The sequence below is a fragment of the Caballeronia sp. NCF2 genome (genome assembly GCF_023631205.1).
Classification (GTDB): Bacteria; Pseudomonadota; Gammaproteobacteria; order Burkholderiales; family Burkholderiaceae; genus Caballeronia; species Caballeronia zhejiangensis.
On the sequence record NZ_JALQDN010000094.1, the window covers coordinates 63,354 to 78,752 of the forward strand.

Sequence of the window (15,399 nt, forward strand, 5' to 3'; positions counted from 1 at the left end):
CATTCGAAGCCGTTGACCCACCGCATCGCAGGTAGATATGGCCACCGTCGCGCTCGATCCCAGCATCGCCACACTCGAGAGCGCGCTCGCGTCGCCCAGATGGCGCGATGCGCGCCGCCTGGCCGCGCGCGAGGCCGGCGCGTGCATCTTCACGCTCGATCGCAGTGGCCATGTGCTCGAACCGCTCGCGCACATTGGCGATGCCGCGCTCGATGCCTTCCTCGCGCGCTGTCCTTCGGCGGGGCTCGCCGCGCTCGCCGAAGCCGCCACCGTTTCATCGGACGGCCGCTGCGTGACGCTGGCGCTGCAGGACGCCGATGCATCGATCGCGCAGGCGTTCGCGCTGCGTGTCGATGCTCATGGCCGCCGGGTTTTTCTCGTCGCGTTGCGCTGGCGGAAGGCGGCGAATGAAGCGGCGAATGAAGCGACGAATGAAGCGACCCCCGCGCCCTGGATCACGCTGCTCGGCGCGACGCTCGACGTGCTGCTGCAAAGCGCGTTCGACCTGGCCGCCTACGACACGCTCGTCGAGGAACAGCGCGCGATCATCGATCATATCGGCGATGGGCTGATGGTCATCGGACAGGGCCAAGTGTTGCGCCACGTCAATTCGGTCGCGGGACGCATTCTGGGCATCGATCCGCGGACGAGCATCGGCAAGACGCTCAACGAAGTGATCGATTTCGAGCCGATCGTCGGGCCGATCTATCGGACAGGTGTGGGTTACGTCGATCGCGAGCTCATCATCGATTCGCCCGCGCGCCACTTGCACCTGCTCGATACCGCTATCCCGATCAAGAATCGTTGCGGCGAAGTCGTGTCGGTGGTGAACACGTTTCGCGAGATGCGGCGCGTGCGCAAGATGGCGGGGCGCTACGCGGGCAATCACGCACGCTTTACCTTCGACAACGTGATCGGCTCCAACGCGGGCCTCAAGCGCGCGGTCGATGCAGCGAAGAAGGCGGCGCGCGGCGCGTCGAACGTGTTGTTGTCCGGCGAAAGCGGCGTCGGCAAGGAAGTGTTCGCGCAGGCGATCCACAATGCGAGCGCGCGCGCCGCGCTGCCGTTCATCGCGATCAATTGCGCGGCGCTGCCCCATGCGCTGATCGAAAGCGAGCTCTTCGGCCACGCGCCCGGCAGCTTTACCGGGGCGGCGCGGGAAGGCCGTCCGGGCAAGTTCGAATCGGCGGACGGCGGCACGGTGTTCCTCGACGAAATCTCGGAGTTGCCCATCGACGTGCAGGCGAAACTCTTGCGCGTGCTGCAGGAGCGCGAAGTCACGCGCATCGGCGACACGCGCGGCATTCCCGTCGACGTGCGCATCATCTGCGCGAGCAATCGCGATCTCGCTTCGATGGTGCTCGCGAAGACGTTTCGCGAGGATCTGTACTATCGCTGCAATGTCATCGAGATCATGATCGCGCCGCTGCGGGAGCGTCGCGAGGACATCCGCGCGATGGCCGCGTTCTTCCTCGATCGATATTGCGCGCGCATGCACAAGCCGAGGCCCGAAATCGCGGAGCGGGCACTGCGGCAACTCGAAGCGCATGACTGGCCGGGCAATGTGCGCGAAATCGAGAATCTCGTCGAGAAGATCGTCAACTTCAACGAAGGCGAGCCTGTCGCGGATGTATCGGCGTTTTTGGGCGGCGCATCGGTTTCGCCGGCGCGCGATGGGTCGGCCGAGCATCATGGCGAGCCGGTGTCGCTGAAGGAGGCGGAGCGCCTCGCCATCGAAAGTGCGTTGAAGGCGTGCCACCTCAATGTGACGCATTGCGCGAAGCTCCTGCAAGTGTCGAAGCCCGCGCTCTACGCAAAGATGAAGCGGCACGGCATTCGCGTCGAACGGTCGATTCGTCAACTGGACTGAGCGAGCGGGCTTTTCACGGCAATCAAATGGTGCGCTGCGATTGCCCCTCTGCCAGATCGGCGGCGAAGTCGCGATAGGCGTGCAGGGGACGGCCCAAAATGCCGACAAGGCGCTCGGCATCGCCGAGTTCGGGCACCATCCCGTCGCTGAGGTAACGCTCGGCCATCAGGCGCATCTCGTACGCCATCCACTTTGGCATGAAGCTCGCCAGATTCTGCTCGAAGCCAGTCGGGTCGTCGCCACCGTAGCCAACGGGACGACCGAGCACGTCGGTCCAGATGGCGGCGAGTTGGGGGCCGGTCAGCGTGTCAGGCCCGACAAGGTTGATGACCTCCAGTGGAAGGTGAGCGGCCGCCTCGTCCCGACGGATCAGTTCGAGGGCCGCGACCTCCGCAATGTCGCGGGTGTTCACCATTGCGACGCCCTTCGTTCCGATAGGCATCGGGTAGACGCGGTGCTCGATGATCGCGTCCTTGATCATCAGTTCGTTGTCCATGAAGTACGCGGGCCGCAGGATAGTGGCGCTGAAGCCCATCGCCTCGATCATATGCTCCGCACCGGACTTGACGGCGAAATGCGGCACATTGACGAAGCGCTCTGCGTGCATCACCGACAGATACACGACGCGTTCGACGCCGGACTCGCGGGCGATATTCAGCGCGATCAGCGCCTGCGTGAATTCATCGCCCGAGACCGCGTTGAGCAAGAACAATGTGCGCACGCCGGCGAACGCGCGGCGAAGTGAGTCGATGTCGAGCATTTCGCCCTGCACGACACTCACGGCGCTGGGAAAGTCGGCCTTCGACGGATCCCGCACGAGTACGCGCACGTCGGCATTGCGACGCACGAGCTGGTCGACGACCTGGCGGCCGACACGGCCGGTGGCGCCGGTAACGAGAATAGTCATGGTGTTGCTCCTTGAGCGTGGTTGGGATGGCTCAAAGGTACGTGATCCAAATCTGGTCCGGAAGATGCTATAAAGAGACGACGTGTCTCACCAATGGAACGCCGGAATAGCGCGAATGGATCTTCTTGCACTTGCTGATTTCAACCTCGTCGCTCGTTACGGAAGCTTCGGCGAGGCGGCTCGCGCCGCGGGTCGTCCGAAGGCGACGCTTTCGCGAAGGGTGAGCGAACTCGAAAGCGACCTTCAAATCCGGCTTCTCGAACGGGGACCGCGAGGCGTAAAGCTCACGCAGGAAGGACTGGCGCTCTATGAGCGCACCGGTGCGCTTCTCGCCGAGCTCAGCGCCAGTGCCGCAGCGATAGCATCGAGCAGCGAGCAGCCTCGCGGCCGCTTGCGAATCAGCGCACCCGCGCTTTTCTCGCAAATCGCCATGGGAAAACTGGTCGCCTCGTTCGCGCTGAAGTGGCCGGAGGTTCGATTGGAAGTCACGACGGAAGATCGCCCGGTCGACATGATCGAAGAAGGTTATGACCTGGTTATACGGGTCAACCCGGCTCCCGACGAGAATCTGGTTGGACGGATCATCCTGCACGACCGGCTCGTCGTCGTGGCGAAGCCCGGACTGGAGCCGCCCGAGGGAAAAGCGCGCGTGCCGGCAGTCATCCGTGGAGCGGCCGATCAAACGTCGTTCTGGGATGTCACCGGCGCCGAGGGGAGAAAGCGCATATTCGTCGAGCCATTCGCCAGACTGTCATCGCTCGTCATGGTGCGCGACACGGTCCGGCTTGGCGTTGGGATCGCGTGCCTGCCGCTGTCGCTCGTCAGCCGCGATATCGCCGCCGGTCGACTTTCACAGTGGGGCCAGCTGGACGGGTCCGACATTGCGCTGTGGGCGCTTTACCCTTCAAGGCGCTTTCTGAGCGCGCGCGTGTCCGCTTTCCTGAATCACCTCAAAGCATCGTTTCCCTCCGGCGCTCCGGAGGAATTGGCGGCGTTGATCGACGGGTAGGAGCGTCAGACGATGCGCTGATACGAGGGTCTCGCCGTTGCGTTCGCCTTCGAGCCGGCCGCAACAAGCTGCGCTGCGGTGAATCGCGCTCGGACGCTTCGCCCTCAAGCCTTTGCCCACGCTGCCGATAACAAACGCATGGTGGCGTCAGCGACGCAAGTGGATGATTATCGGTGCCGGACGACGGCGCGGCAGGATAGGAGTATGTCGGGGTTGCCCAACACATCGCGGGAGATTACGGAAGGCGCAACGATCGGCGTGGCTATCGTGGGCCGCGATGCGCGCGGCGGTCTGATCGTCAGGACCTGCAACGACGCGTTCATGCGCATGACGGACGCCTCGCGAGCGGACACGCCCGCGCTTCCCCTCGCGGTCGATGCCATGATGCCGGCCGAGGCGCATCCGATGCTCATCGAAAAGTTGAAGGCGTGCTTCGACGGCCAGACGCACACGCATCGATTCATCGACGGCGCGCGTTCGTGGCGTCTCGCGCTCGAACCGCTCAGGGGGCCGGGCGCGCTCGGAGCCGTGCACGAAGTCATGATTTCGTGCATCGACGATACGCCGAAGAAGCCGCTCACGCGCGAAGTCGAATTCGACGCGTCGCGCTTTCGCGCGGTCGTGGACTCGGCGTACGACGCGATCGTGAGCATCGACGAGCGGCACGAGATCACGCTGTTCAATCGGGCCGCCGAAAATCTGTTCGGCTACACATCGGCAGAAGCGCTCGGGAGGCGCATCGAGATGTTGCTGCCAGAGCGCGCGCGTGCGCATCACGCGGACAACGTGCGGCAGTTCGCGAATTCGCCGATGACGAACCTGCGCGCGATGACCGCGCCGCGCATGGACGAAAGCAACAGCGTTTTCGGGCGGCATCGCGACGGCACCATCATTCCGGTGGAAATCGCCATCTCCAAGATCGACGTGGGCGGCGTGGTCGAGTTCACCGCGGTCATTCGCGACATCACCGAGCGCGCGCGGCTCATGGAACTGCTGAAGCAACAGGCCGTCACCGATGCGCTCACCGGTCTGCCGAACCGACGCGAGTTCATCGACTTCGTCGAAAAGCTGCTCGCGACCGACGAGATCCTGTCCGTCTTCATTCTCGACATCGATTTCTTCAAGGCGATCAACGATAACTACGGCCACGATATCGGCGATGAAGTGCTGCGCGTGCTCGCGAATGTCGGAAAGTCGATCCCGCTCGAATCCATGCTGTTCGCGCGCTGGGGCGGCGAGGAGTTCGTCGCGGCGCTGCCGGGCGCGGACGCGAGTGCCGCGCCGCGGATCGCGGACGCCTTGCGCCAGCGTCTGGAGCGGCAGGATGTCGATCATGTCTGGCGCGTCAAGGCGATTCCTTTCACCGTGAGCATCGGCGTGGTGACACGCGAGCCCGGCGAGCGCGACGTGGATGCGCTCATGCGCCGCGCGGACCGGGCGTTGTATCACGCGAAGGCGGCGGGGCGTAACCGTGTCGAGGTCAGATGAACGCGGGCAGAAGCCCGGCCTGCACGAAGCGCGGGACCGCGCTCAATCCGCGAACAACGCCTTGCGGATGATCGCGTGCACGCCCCAGTTGCCATCGACGACTTGCGTGACGCCGAAGTCCACCGCCACCGACATCAGCGAGATGGCTTCGTCTTCGGTGAGTCCCTTGGTGGACATCAGAAACCGCCGCGTCTTGATGAAGGCATCGCGCATGGCCTGATCCAGCGTGGACTTCTGATAGACCTCGCTTTGCGCGCTGGTGCCGAACTCGGCCAGATAGTCGGGATGGCTGAAGCCGTGCAGCACCCATTCATCGGCGGTTTCGACGAGCGGATACGTGAGGTCCGCGAACGACTGCGAGGCAAGCGTGTGCTTCTTGTGCAGGATCAGTTCGAAGTCGCCGGTGAGCGAGCATTCAATGGCCGTGCCGCACAACTCGGAATCGCCTTGCGACGCGTGCGGGTCGCCGATCGACAAGAGCGCCCCGGCCACGCCGACCGGCAGAAACACGCTCGCACCCGGACCGACGCGCCAGTTGTCGAGATTGCCGCCGAAGGCCGAAGGCGGAATCGAATCGATCAGACCGTTCTGCTGCGGCGCCACGCCGATCACGCCGAAGTGCGGTCGCACGGGAATGGTCACGTTCTTCAGCACGTCGTGATTCTCGACGACGCTCGCGTGATCCACCGGCACGCCCGGATAATCGATGATCGGATGCAGCACGCCGAAAGGATCGCGCTGCGGCGTCCAGCGGTAGTTGTAGACGGCGCGCGCATAGGCGCTGTCGTCGCGCGCTTCGTCCGTGTGAATCTCGTAGATGGTCACGACTTCGCGCGGCTTCGGTTCGGTGAGCAGCTCGCGATAGTGAAAGCCCCACCACGCCGCGACGTTGCTGCCGAACGCGCGGCCGTGGAACTTCGGGTTCCTGCAGCGGCGCGGATGAATATCGACGATGCGCACTTCGAGGACATCGCCCGGTTCCGCACCTGTCACCGCAATCGGCCCGGTGCAGATATGCACGCCGAAGCCTTCGCCCGCGCCGCGTCCATAGATGGAGGCGTTCATCGGGCCCGCGCCGCGACGGTCCACGTTCTTGCGTTCGGCTGTCCAGTGGAACACGCTCTCCGCGCCGGGATCGCCCGCGATCATGCGGTCCCAGTCATCCGACGCATGCTGCGTGAGCGTTTCGACCGTCACCGTATCGCCGCTCGCGACTTCGAGCACGGGCTTGAGATCGTGGCTGAAATAGCCCCAGTGCACCGTGTTCGCCGTTGCGCGCAGCAAATGATGCCGCGGCCTGCCGCCCGTCCGCGCAGGCCGCGCTTGCACGGCATCGCTTTCGTCGCGCACGGCGACGAGCGTGTCGCCCGTCTCTTCACTGCGCGCCTGCGCGATCAGACTCGCGGCGTTCACCGGCAGCCCGCGCGATAGCGAATGCACGAGATGGCGCGCGAGTTCCAGGTTCGCTTCGTGCCGGAACGTGCGCGGCGATGCGCCATAACGCTCGCGGAATACGCGGCTGAAGTGCGCCGGATCGTTGAAGCCCCAGCGAAAGCAGATGTCGGATATGGAGACTTTCTCCGAGAGCGGATCGGCCAGTTCCGCGCGGCAGCGTTCGAGGCGGCGCGAGCGCACATACGTCGAGAAACTCTGTCCGGCGAGTTCGAACAGCTTCTGCACGTAACGCGGCGACACGCGTTCGTCTTTGGCGAGCGAGGCCACGCTCAGGGTCGAATCGGCGAGATGCGTTTCGATGAAGCGGCACAGTCGCGCGAACAACGCCGACTGCGGCGGCGTCAGCCCGTTGAACGAACCTTTGCGTTCCTGTCCGGCGAGACAGGCCACGAGCATTTCGGCGAGCGCGAGTTCGGTGGGACGCAACTCCTCCGCGCTCAGCGTTTCGAGGCTTTCCACGACCGAACGCAGAAAGCCCGAGAAGATGTGGCCGATGCCCGTCGCGCCCGGCAACAAGGCCACGCGCAGCGAGAGCGGCGAAATGAGACGCGCGTTGATGGCGCTCCTGGGCGCTCGCACGATGAACGCGCGAAAGCGTCCCGCGAAAACCAGCGACGCGCTCTGGCCCGGCGCGGCATAGACGATGTCATGCGGGCTCACGCGCTCGCGCAGACCATCGGCGACGAGCGTGGCGTCGCCATCGATCAGCAGCGCGAGCATGAGACTGTCCGCGTGATCCGCGCTCATCTGCAGCGTCTGCGCGGCCGAGGCGATGGTCGTGAACTCGATCCCGCCCGCCGATACGCGCGATGTCAGCGTGCCGTGCAAACCGCGTTCGCCGCCTTCGATCTTGCCGCGCCATCCGAGACGTGCGAGCGCCGCGTTCCATTCATGCCGGCGCTCGAACTCGGGATACGACTCGGTAGTGAAGCGCGACAGATTCAACGAAAACTCCACGATAGGCGAAGCAGCAAGCGCTTTTCAAAAGCAACCTTCGCGCCATCGCGATGCTTACGGCGGCGGGTGCATCGCGTATCGAAGACAGTGCATACATGCGCCATCGCGGCGCACGTCTGCACTTGCGCGCATCACGCGACGCGCGGCCTCATGCGTTCTTGGACGAGCGTGCACGCCAATACCAGCAGTTGTGCGCAGCCAGTCAAGTTCGCGGGATTTCGGTCGCCTACGCTCTGGGCATCGCAAGTCAATCGTCATCAGCCGTCAGGAGCGTATCGATGCAAAGGAATCTCGTGGGCCGTTTATCTCGCGCAGGACTTGGCGCGCTGTGCGCGGTGTTGTTCGCCTTCGCGGGACAGGCGCACGCCGCCGCGCCCGCCGAATGCAGCGCGTTGCAGGCGAAGTACCCGCAGTTCAAGGGCAAGACACTCACCAATGCGATCAATCCGCATACGCCGGGCTATGAAGCGCTCGACCCGAACGATCCGAGCAAGTACATCGGCTTCGATATCGATCTGGGCGAGTTGATCGCGCAATGCCTCGGCTTCACGATGGCCTACAAGCCCGTGACCTTCGCCGCGCTGCTCACGACCTTGCAGAGCGGTCAGGCCGATATCGTCATCTCCGATATCTACGCGACCGAGGAGCGCGCCAAGGCCGCCGACTTCATCACGTACTCGAAGGTGTTCGACGGCGTACTCGTCGCCAAGGGCAATCCGAAGAAGATCACCGGCATCAACACGTCGATGTGCGGCACGACAGCCGCCGAAAACACGGGCTATGTGGAAGTGCCGCTGATTCAGGCACTGGCGCCGCAATGCAAGGCGGTCGGCAAGCCCGAAGCCACCGTGCAGCTCTACGACAACAACGCCAACTGCATCCAGGCCATTCTCGCGGGCCGCGCGGATACGTACATCAACGACGTGAACACGGTCGACCAGGCGGTGAAGGCGTATCCGGACAAGCTGGAGAAAGCGACCGCCGTGACCTTGCCGTACTTCGTGGGCATCGGCGTGCCGAAGGACAAGCCCGATTTCCGCGATGCCGTGATGGCCGCGCTCGTCGCCATTCAGAAGAGCGGCGCGCAGTCCGAACTGCTGAAGAAGTGGGGCCTCGGCGTCGAGAATCTCGCGACGCCGCAACTCGTCGTTGCCAAGTAAGCGCGGAAGCATCGGCATATGGAGCTGTTCCTTCACTATCTCGGCCTGCCTTATCTGCTCGACGGCATCCGCTTCACGATCACCGTCACCTTGCTCGGACTCGCGGGCGGGCTCGTGCTGGGACTCGTCCTTGCCGCCATGCAACTGAGCCGAATCGGACCGCTCGCGGCCATCGCGCGCGGCTATACGGTGATTTTTCGCGGCACGCCGCTGATTCTGCAACTCGTGTTCGCCTACGACGCCCTGCCGCATATCGGCATCAAGCTGAGCGCCATCGGCGCGGCGGGCCTCGCGCTCGCCGCGAACGAAGCGCCGTTCATCGCGGAGATATTCCGCTCGGGCGTGCTCGGCGTGGATCGCGGACAGACGCTCGCGGGGCAGGCGCTCGGCATGACGCCTTCCGTGCTGATGCGCCGGATCATCGCGCCGCAGGCCCTTCGCTCGATGATTCCCGCGCTCGGAAACGAAACCGTCAGCGCGTTGAAGAACTCTTCGCTGGCTTCGGTCATCTCGGTGGGCGAGCTGACCTTGCGCAGCACGCAGCTTGCTTCGTCGACGTTCGACTTCTTTTCGATCTTCTTTGCGTCGGGTCTCTTGTATTTGTGTCTGACGGGCGCGATCGCCGCCATTCAGCTGATGATCGAACGCGCGCTCGATCTGGACCGCGCCAGCTCGCGCGGCGGCTTCTGGGGACGACGCCGGAGCACGCCCGTATCGACGAAGCCCGCAGGCCCGACCGATCTGCCGCCGGTCTTCGTCCCGGCTCGCGTGACACCCGGCGACCGCGCACGCCGCTACGACGCGCTGTCTCGCAACGGCACCGCCGTGCAGATCAATGGCGTACACAAGCGCTACGGCGAGCAGCCGGTGCTCAATGGCTTCGATCTCGACATCCGCTCGGGCGAAGTCGTCGCGTTGCTCGGACCGAGCGGCTCGGGCAAGAGCACGCTGCTTCGCTGCATCAATCATCTGGAACAGTGGGAACAAGGCGAGATACGCGTGGGCGGACGGCGCCTGGGCTTTCGCGATGACGGGCGGCGCATGAATCCGCGCGAGCTTGCGAAGGAGCGCGCGAGTCTCGGCGTCGCCATGGTGTTCCAGCAGTTCAATCTTTTCGGCCATCTGACGGCGCGCGAGAACATTGCATTGCCGCTCGTCTGGGTGCACGGCGCGACGCTCGCCGATGCCAACCGACGCGCGGATGCCCTGCTCGAACGCGTGGGCCTCGCGCATCGCGCCGATGCGTTGCCGCGTCATCTGTCGGGCGGCCAGCAACAACGCGTGGCGATTGCGCGTGCGCTCGCGCCGAATCCGCGCGTGCTGCTGCTCGACGAGCCGACTTCCGCGCTCGATCCGGAACTCGTGGGCGAAGTGCTCGAAGTGATCCGCCGCCTCGCGCTCGACGATGGCCTGACGATGATCATTTCGACGCATCAGTTGCGCTTCGCCGATGAAGTGGCCGACCGCGTCGTGTTCCTGAGCGGCGGCAGCGTCGTGGAGGACGGACCCGCGCATCAGGTCTTGACGCGGCCGCATCATCCGTTGACGGCGCGCTTTCTCAACGTGATGGGCGCGGGCAGCACGCTCGAAACCGTGCACTGAATCGCATCGATAACACAGCCACTCGCCGAGGACGAATCAATGAAGCATTACACGCTGCCCGTTTCATCATCCACCGTGCATTGGGGATACTTCAGCAAACGGGTAGAACCGCGCCTCACGCTCAAGTCGGGCGACCGCGCCACCATCGAAACGCTGACGCATCACGCGAACGACGACCACGAGCGCATGATCGCGGGCGATCCGGGCGCGCAGAGCGTGTTCGAATGGACGCGCGAGCACAAGGCCGTTTCGCGGCGCGGCGCGGGTCCGACCGAAGGACCGTTCCGCCTCGGCGCTGGCGAAGGCCTGGGCGTGCATCTGCTCACCGGTCCGGTGGCAATCGAAGGCGCCGAACCCGGCGACGTGCTCGAAGTGCGCATCCTCGACGTCAGGCCGCGGCCGAGTTGCAGCGCGTGTCATGCAGGCAAGTGCTTCGGCTCGAACGTGGCCGCGTCGTGGGGCTTTCAGTATCACGATCTGATCGAGGAGCCGAAGCCGCGCGAAGTGGTGACCATCTTCGAACTCGATACTTCCGGCGAGCCGTACGCGCGCGCGGTCTACAACTATGTGTGGACGCCGCAGACCGACCCGGATGGCATCGTGCACGCGACGATCGATTATCCCGGCGTGCAGGTGGATCACCGGCTCGTGACGAAGCGCGAAAACATCTTGCCGGATATCCGCGTGCCGGCGCGACTGCATTTCGGCACCATGGGCGTCGCGCCCGCCGAAGCGGACTATGTCAGTTCGATTCCGCCGAGCTACACGGGCGGCAACATCGACGACTGGCGCATCGGCCGGGGCGCGACCATGTATTACCCGGTGGCGGTCGAAGGCGCGCTTTTCTCGGTGGGCGACCCGCATGCCGCGCAGGGCGACAGCGAACTGGGCGGCACCGCTATCGAAACATCGTTGACGGGGGACTTCGAATTCATCCTGCACAAGAAAGCGGATCTCGAAGGCACGCTCCTCGAAGGGCTCACGCATCCGCTGCTCGAAACGGATCAGCAATGGTCGGTGTACGGCTTCACGTTCCCCAACTATCTGGCCGAACTCGGGACGAACGCGCAAGTGGAAGTGGCGCAGCATGCGAGCCTCGACAAAGCCATGCGCGATGCCTTTCGCAAGCTGCGCCGCTTGCTGATGACGGTGCACGGTTTGAGCGAAGACGAAGCCATTGCGCTGATGTCGGTAGCGGCGGACTTCGGCGTGACGCAGGTGGTCGACGCGAATTGGGGCGTACACGGTTCGATCCGCAAGGAAGTGTTCAAGAACTACAAGAAGCGTTGATCGACGCGAATCAAGACATCGATCCATAGCCTGTCAATCCGCGCGCACGCGCGCGTCGCTTGCCTGACTGAGGCGAGCGGCCTGTCCATCCATCCATAACGTTCACGAAACCCTCGCCAAGGGAATGCCGGGTCGCGTCCGTTCGTATCGGCGGGCGAGAAGAGGGCATCGCCTGCACTTCGGCGATGCGCGTCGCGCACCAATGTGTTTCGTCGCCTTACGTGCGTTTTTGTCCGTCCGTGTCGCTTCGGAACAGAACGGACATGCGCTCATGCACGCCGCGCCAAGTATCGCCCGATGGCGGCCAAGCGCGGGAAATCGGAACGGAAGCCGCTAAAGGGTAGGCGTTCCTAATCGACGCACGCGAAGGATAACCCTCATGCGACCCGCCAAAGTGCCTGCCACTGTCATTACCGGTTTCCTTGGAGCCGGCAAGACCACGCTCGTGAATCACCTGCTCGAATCCACGCGGCCGATGCAGATCGGCATCGTCGTGAACGAATTCGGCGAAGTCGGTATCGACGGGCAGTTGATCGTCGCCGATGAACGCGCCGTGATCGAGATCAACAACGGCTGCGTCTGCTGCACGGTCCGCACCGATCTCGTCGCCAGCGTGCGCGACATGTTGATGCGCTTCGGCGATCGCCTCGCGCGTCTCATCATCGAAACGTCGGGCCTCGCCGATCCCGCGCCGGTGCTGCAGACCTTTCTCGCCGATCCCGACGTGCGCGAGCGCGTGGAACTGGAATCGGTCGTCGCCGTGGTCGATGCAATGCACGCGCAATCCCAGCTACATGACGACATCGCGCGGGAGCAAGTGGTGTTCGCGGACCGCATCGTCATCAATAAGACCGATCTCGTTTCGACCGATGCCGTCGATGCGCTCGTCGCCGGGATTCGCCGGCTCAATCCCACTGCACGCATCGAGTACGCGCAGCGTTCGAGGATCGACGCCCATGCGCTTTTCGGCACGCGGAGCTTTTCGGTCGACAACCTGCTCGCCATCGAGCCGAATCTGCTCGACGAAGACGGCCACGATCACGAACACGACGACAGCATTGCATCGTGCGCGATCGTGGTGCCCGGCGGCATCGATGCGACGCGTTTCAACCGCTGGATCAATCAGCTCGTGCAAACGCAAGGCACACAACTTCTGCGCATGAAAGGCGTGCTCAACATGCACGACGAACCGCGACGCCTGCATTTCCATAGCGTGCATATGTTGCTCGACACCACGTTCGGCCGTGCGTGGATGCGCGACGAAACACGAGAGAGCCGTTTCGTGATGATCGGCCGCAACATCGACGCCGCGCGAATGCGCGACGGCCTTCTGAGTTGCATGAACTGAAGCCTTCATTCATTTCTTCTTCAAGGAGCTACGCATGAAAAAGCCAGAGGCATACACGGTGAGCATCGGCGTATTGGCGGTCGTCGATACATGGCTCACCGGCACGATCTTTCCAGTTCCGGTTTGGGTGACGTTCATCGCGTGGGCGTCGTTCTTCGTGCTCGGCGGCGGGCGCGCGGGCTTCGTCAAGAGCGTGGCGTCGAATCTCACGGGACTCGTCATCGCCTCGCTTACCTTGCTCTGCATTGCGACGACGAGCGGCGGCGCGATCGCGGTGGCCGTGCTGGTTGGCATCGGCAGCGCGGCGATGGTTCAGGCGTCGAAGATCAAATTGCTCGATGTCTTGCCCGCGATCGTCTGGGGCTTCGCCTCGACGGTCGGCACGATGGTCGCAACGGGCAAGGCGATCACCACGGCGGGCATCGGCAATCCTGCGCTGGTCGCGGCCGCCGCGCTCGTTACCGGCGCAGTGTTCGGCTTCGTCTCGGAAGTGGTCGGCGAAGCCCTGCAATTCAGACGCGAGCATCGGCTCGGATAAGACCGTTTCCATTCAAGCGGAGCACAACATGAAGCTGCAACATCATCTCGGCGGCATCGAAAATCTGGGGCCGGTCAGCACTGAAAAGCGCGTATTCGTCGAGCCGTGGGAGAAGCGCATCTTCGGCATTCATACGGTGATGATGGCGGAGAGCGCGCATCTGTCGGACACGCCGCATCGCTATCCAGTCGATACGCTGCCCACCGCCTTCAAGAGCAACTGGACCTGGGCCTCGCTGCGCACCGGCGCCGAAGACATGCAGCCGTTCGAGTACTTCAAGTATCGCTACTACGAGAAATGGCTCGGCGGCATTGCGCAGTTTTTCGTCGATCAGGGGTATGTGTCGGCGGAGGAACTCGCTGAGAAAACCGCCCACTACAGCGCGCACCCGGACGCGCCTTTACCCGATCGCCCCAATGCCGAACTCGCGGCGCAGATCGACGCCTATCTGCAGCACGGCGACTCGGGCTATCACGCGCTCGACGGCGCGGCGCGCTTTCGAGCGGGCGATGCCGTGCGTATCGCCGATCCCGAAGCGGTGGACCACACGCGCTTGCCGGGGTATTTGCGCAACAAGACCGGCGTGGTGGATCTCGTCTATCCCGGCGCGTTCTCCTATTTCGTCTCGACGGGCGTGGACGGTATCGGCGCGCCGATGCCTGTGTATCGCGTTGCCTTCGACGCCGCGTCGATCTGGGGCGCCGGCAAAAGCGAGCCGAACACGACCATTTACGCCGACCTGTACGAAGCCTACGTGCAGGCCGCCGATTGAACTCGAACATAAGCCAACCCCGAGCGAACCCATGAGCCAACTCTTCGAATTTACCGGCGACCGCGAAGCATCGAGCGCCGCCAAAGTGCGTGCGCTGGAAGCCTTGCTGATCGAAAAAGGCGTGATTGCCACCGACTCCGTCGATGTCGTGCTCAAGCACTTCGAGACGATGGCCGGCCCGTTCAACGGCGCGAAGATCGTCGCGCGCGCATGGGTCGATCCCGACTACGCGAGACGTCTCGTCGAAGACACACCGAAGGCGATCGCCGAACTCTCGCTTCCGCTCGGCATGGCGGGCGCGGAAGGCGAGCATATGGCGGCGGTCGCAAACGACGCGAACGTGCATAACCTCATCATCTGCACGCTGTGTTCGTGTTATCCGTGGCCGGTGCTCGGCTTGCCGCCGTATTGGTACAAGGACCCTGTATTTCGCGCGCGCGGCGTGCGCGAACCGCGCGCCGTCCTGCAGGAATTCGGCGTACAGGTGCCCGCCACGAAGGAGGTGAAGGTGTGGGACAGCAGCGCGCAGATTCGCTGGTTCGTGGTGCCCGAGCGCCCCGCGAACACGGAGCATCTGAGTGAGGAAGAACTCGCCGCGCTCGTTACGCCCGAGTCGATGATGGGCGTTGCACTCGTCGAAGCGCCCGCAGCCTGAGGAGCGTGCCATGTTCACGCGTTTCGAAGAATACGCTGCCGCGTCGATGCTCGGCGCACCAGATTCTCCGCCGCGTCTCGACGGCAAGCTGCTGTTCACCAATCGCTGGGAGCGCGATGTGTTCGGCCTCGCGCTCTCGCTATCGAAGGCGGGATGTTTCGAGTGGGAGGACTTTCGCCAGAGCCTGATCGCGTCCATCGCGAAGTGGGAAGCAATCGAATGCGCGAATCAGCCGCGCTGGGACTACTACGAACGTTTTCTCGAAGCGCTGCTGAACGTGGTCGAGACGAGCGGCGTGCTGTCGCGCCGGGAGATCGAAGCGATCGTCGCGGCGCGCAGCCGTTAACA

The 15,399-nt window shown here is 63.8% G+C and carries 13 protein-coding genes; 11 read left to right on the forward strand and 2 right to left on the reverse strand.

Annotated features, from left to right (window positions below):
• Positions 1-37: 37 nt before the first annotated feature.
• The gene (locus tag NCS02_RS34190) at positions 38-1,870 is read left to right on the forward strand and encodes a sigma-54 interaction domain-containing protein (protein WP_250520545.1); all 1,833 of its coding nucleotides are present in this window, start codon (positions 38-40) and stop codon (positions 1,868-1,870) included.
• Between the two features lie 22 nt (positions 1,871-1,892).
• Here NCS02_RS34190 and NCS02_RS34195 read toward each other — a convergent pair whose 3' ends face one another.
• Positions 1,893-2,777: an SDR family oxidoreductase gene (locus NCS02_RS34195; protein ID WP_250520546.1), complete on the reverse strand. Its 885-nt coding sequence runs from the start codon at positions 2,775-2,777 to the stop codon at positions 1,893-1,895.
• Between the two features lie 115 nt (positions 2,778-2,892).
• On the opposite strand from NCS02_RS34195, the gene NCS02_RS34200 reads away from it, so the two are divergent.
• Both NCS02_RS34200 and NCS02_RS34205 read left to right on the forward strand, forming a co-directional pair.
• Complete coding sequence (locus tag NCS02_RS34200) at positions 2,893-3,786, forward strand: LysR family transcriptional regulator (RefSeq protein WP_250437893.1); 894 nt, start codon at positions 2,893-2,895, stop codon at positions 3,784-3,786.
• A 204-nt stretch (positions 3,787-3,990) separates the two neighbouring features.
• Positions 3,991-5,274, forward strand: coding sequence for a sensor domain-containing diguanylate cyclase (locus NCS02_RS34205; protein ID WP_250520547.1), 1,284 nt, complete (start codon positions 3,991-3,993; stop codon positions 5,272-5,274).
• 42 nt (positions 5,275-5,316) lie between these two features.
• Here the strand turns inward: NCS02_RS34205 and NCS02_RS34210 are convergent, their stop codons facing one another.
• Positions 5,317-7,674, reverse strand: coding sequence for an acetamidase/formamidase family protein (locus NCS02_RS34210; RefSeq protein ID WP_250520548.1), 2,358 nt, complete (start codon positions 7,672-7,674; stop codon positions 5,317-5,319).
• Positions 7,675-7,964: 290 nt separating this feature from the next.
• Here NCS02_RS34210 and NCS02_RS34215 point away from each other — a divergent pair, with 290 nt between their 5' ends.
• The 8 genes from NCS02_RS34215 (at position 7,965) to NCS02_RS34250 (ending at position 15,397) form a co-directional block, all read left to right on the forward strand.
• Entirely contained in the window at positions 7,965-8,846 is an 882-nt protein-coding gene (locus tag NCS02_RS34215) for an ABC transporter substrate-binding protein (RefSeq protein ID WP_008345619.1), read from the forward strand.
• Between the two features lie 18 nt (positions 8,847-8,864).
• On the forward strand, positions 8,865-10,448 hold the full coding sequence (locus tag NCS02_RS34220; RefSeq protein WP_250520549.1) for an amino acid ABC transporter permease/ATP-binding protein: 1,584 nt from the start codon (positions 8,865-8,867) through the stop codon (positions 10,446-10,448).
• 39 nt (positions 10,449-10,487) lie between these two features.
• Complete coding sequence (locus NCS02_RS34225; protein WP_250520550.1) at positions 10,488-11,738, forward strand: acetamidase/formamidase family protein; 1,251 nt, start codon at positions 10,488-10,490, stop codon at positions 11,736-11,738.
• Positions 11,739-12,117: 379 nt separating this feature from the next.
• Positions 12,118-13,086, forward strand: a complete 969-nt coding sequence (locus NCS02_RS34230) for a CobW family GTP-binding protein (protein WP_008345613.1) — start codon at positions 12,118-12,120, stop codon at positions 13,084-13,086.
• 34 nt (positions 13,087-13,120) lie between these two features.
• Positions 13,121-13,624 (forward strand): DUF1097 domain-containing protein, encoded by a 504-nt coding sequence (locus tag NCS02_RS34235; RefSeq protein ID WP_008345611.1) that lies wholly within the window; start codon positions 13,121-13,123, stop codon positions 13,622-13,624.
• Between the two features lie 28 nt (positions 13,625-13,652).
• A complete protein-coding gene (nthB, locus tag NCS02_RS34240; RefSeq protein WP_175982133.1) occupies positions 13,653-14,396 on the forward strand; it encodes a nitrile hydratase subunit beta in 744 nt (247 codons plus the stop codon).
• 31 nt (positions 14,397-14,427) lie between these two features.
• Positions 14,428-15,051, forward strand: coding sequence for a nitrile hydratase subunit alpha (nthA, locus tag NCS02_RS34245; RefSeq protein ID WP_250437897.1), 624 nt, complete (start codon positions 14,428-14,430; stop codon positions 15,049-15,051).
• Positions 15,052-15,061: 10 nt separating this feature from the next.
• Positions 15,062-15,397 (forward strand): nitrile hydratase accessory protein, encoded by a 336-nt coding sequence (locus NCS02_RS34250; RefSeq protein ID WP_061119069.1) that lies wholly within the window; start codon positions 15,062-15,064, stop codon positions 15,395-15,397.
• Positions 15,398-15,399: the final 2 nt, after the last annotated feature.

What these genes read in the sequence shown, in the direction of transcription:
- NCS02_RS34190 (WP_250520545.1), top strand. Translation starts at nt 38, where the DNA reads ATGGCCACCGTCGCGCTCGATCCCAGCATCGCCACACTCGAGAGCGCG.
- NCS02_RS34195 (WP_250520546.1), bottom strand. Translation starts at nt 2,777, where the DNA reads ATGACTATTCTCGTTACCGGCGCCACCGGCCGTGTCGGCCGCCAGGTC.
- NCS02_RS34200 (WP_250437893.1), top strand. Translation starts at nt 2,893, where the DNA reads ATGGATCTTCTTGCACTTGCTGATTTCAACCTCGTCGCTCGTTACGGA.
- NCS02_RS34205 (WP_250520547.1), top strand. Translation starts at nt 3,991, where the DNA reads ATGTCGGGGTTGCCCAACACATCGCGGGAGATTACGGAAGGCGCAACG.
- NCS02_RS34215 (WP_008345619.1), top strand. Translation starts at nt 7,965, where the DNA reads ATGCAAAGGAATCTCGTGGGCCGTTTATCTCGCGCAGGACTTGGCGCG.
- NCS02_RS34220 (WP_250520549.1), top strand. Translation starts at nt 8,865, where the DNA reads ATGGAGCTGTTCCTTCACTATCTCGGCCTGCCTTATCTGCTCGACGGC.
- NCS02_RS34225 (WP_250520550.1), top strand. Translation starts at nt 10,488, where the DNA reads ATGAAGCATTACACGCTGCCCGTTTCATCATCCACCGTGCATTGGGGA.
- NCS02_RS34230 (WP_008345613.1), top strand. Translation starts at nt 12,118, where the DNA reads ATGCGACCCGCCAAAGTGCCTGCCACTGTCATTACCGGTTTCCTTGGA.
- NCS02_RS34235 (WP_008345611.1), top strand. Translation starts at nt 13,121, where the DNA reads ATGAAAAAGCCAGAGGCATACACGGTGAGCATCGGCGTATTGGCGGTC.
- nthB (WP_175982133.1), top strand. Translation starts at nt 13,653, where the DNA reads ATGAAGCTGCAACATCATCTCGGCGGCATCGAAAATCTGGGGCCGGTC.
- nthA (WP_250437897.1), top strand. Translation starts at nt 14,428, where the DNA reads ATGAGCCAACTCTTCGAATTTACCGGCGACCGCGAAGCATCGAGCGCC.
- NCS02_RS34250 (WP_061119069.1), top strand. Translation starts at nt 15,062, where the DNA reads ATGTTCACGCGTTTCGAAGAATACGCTGCCGCGTCGATGCTCGGCGCA.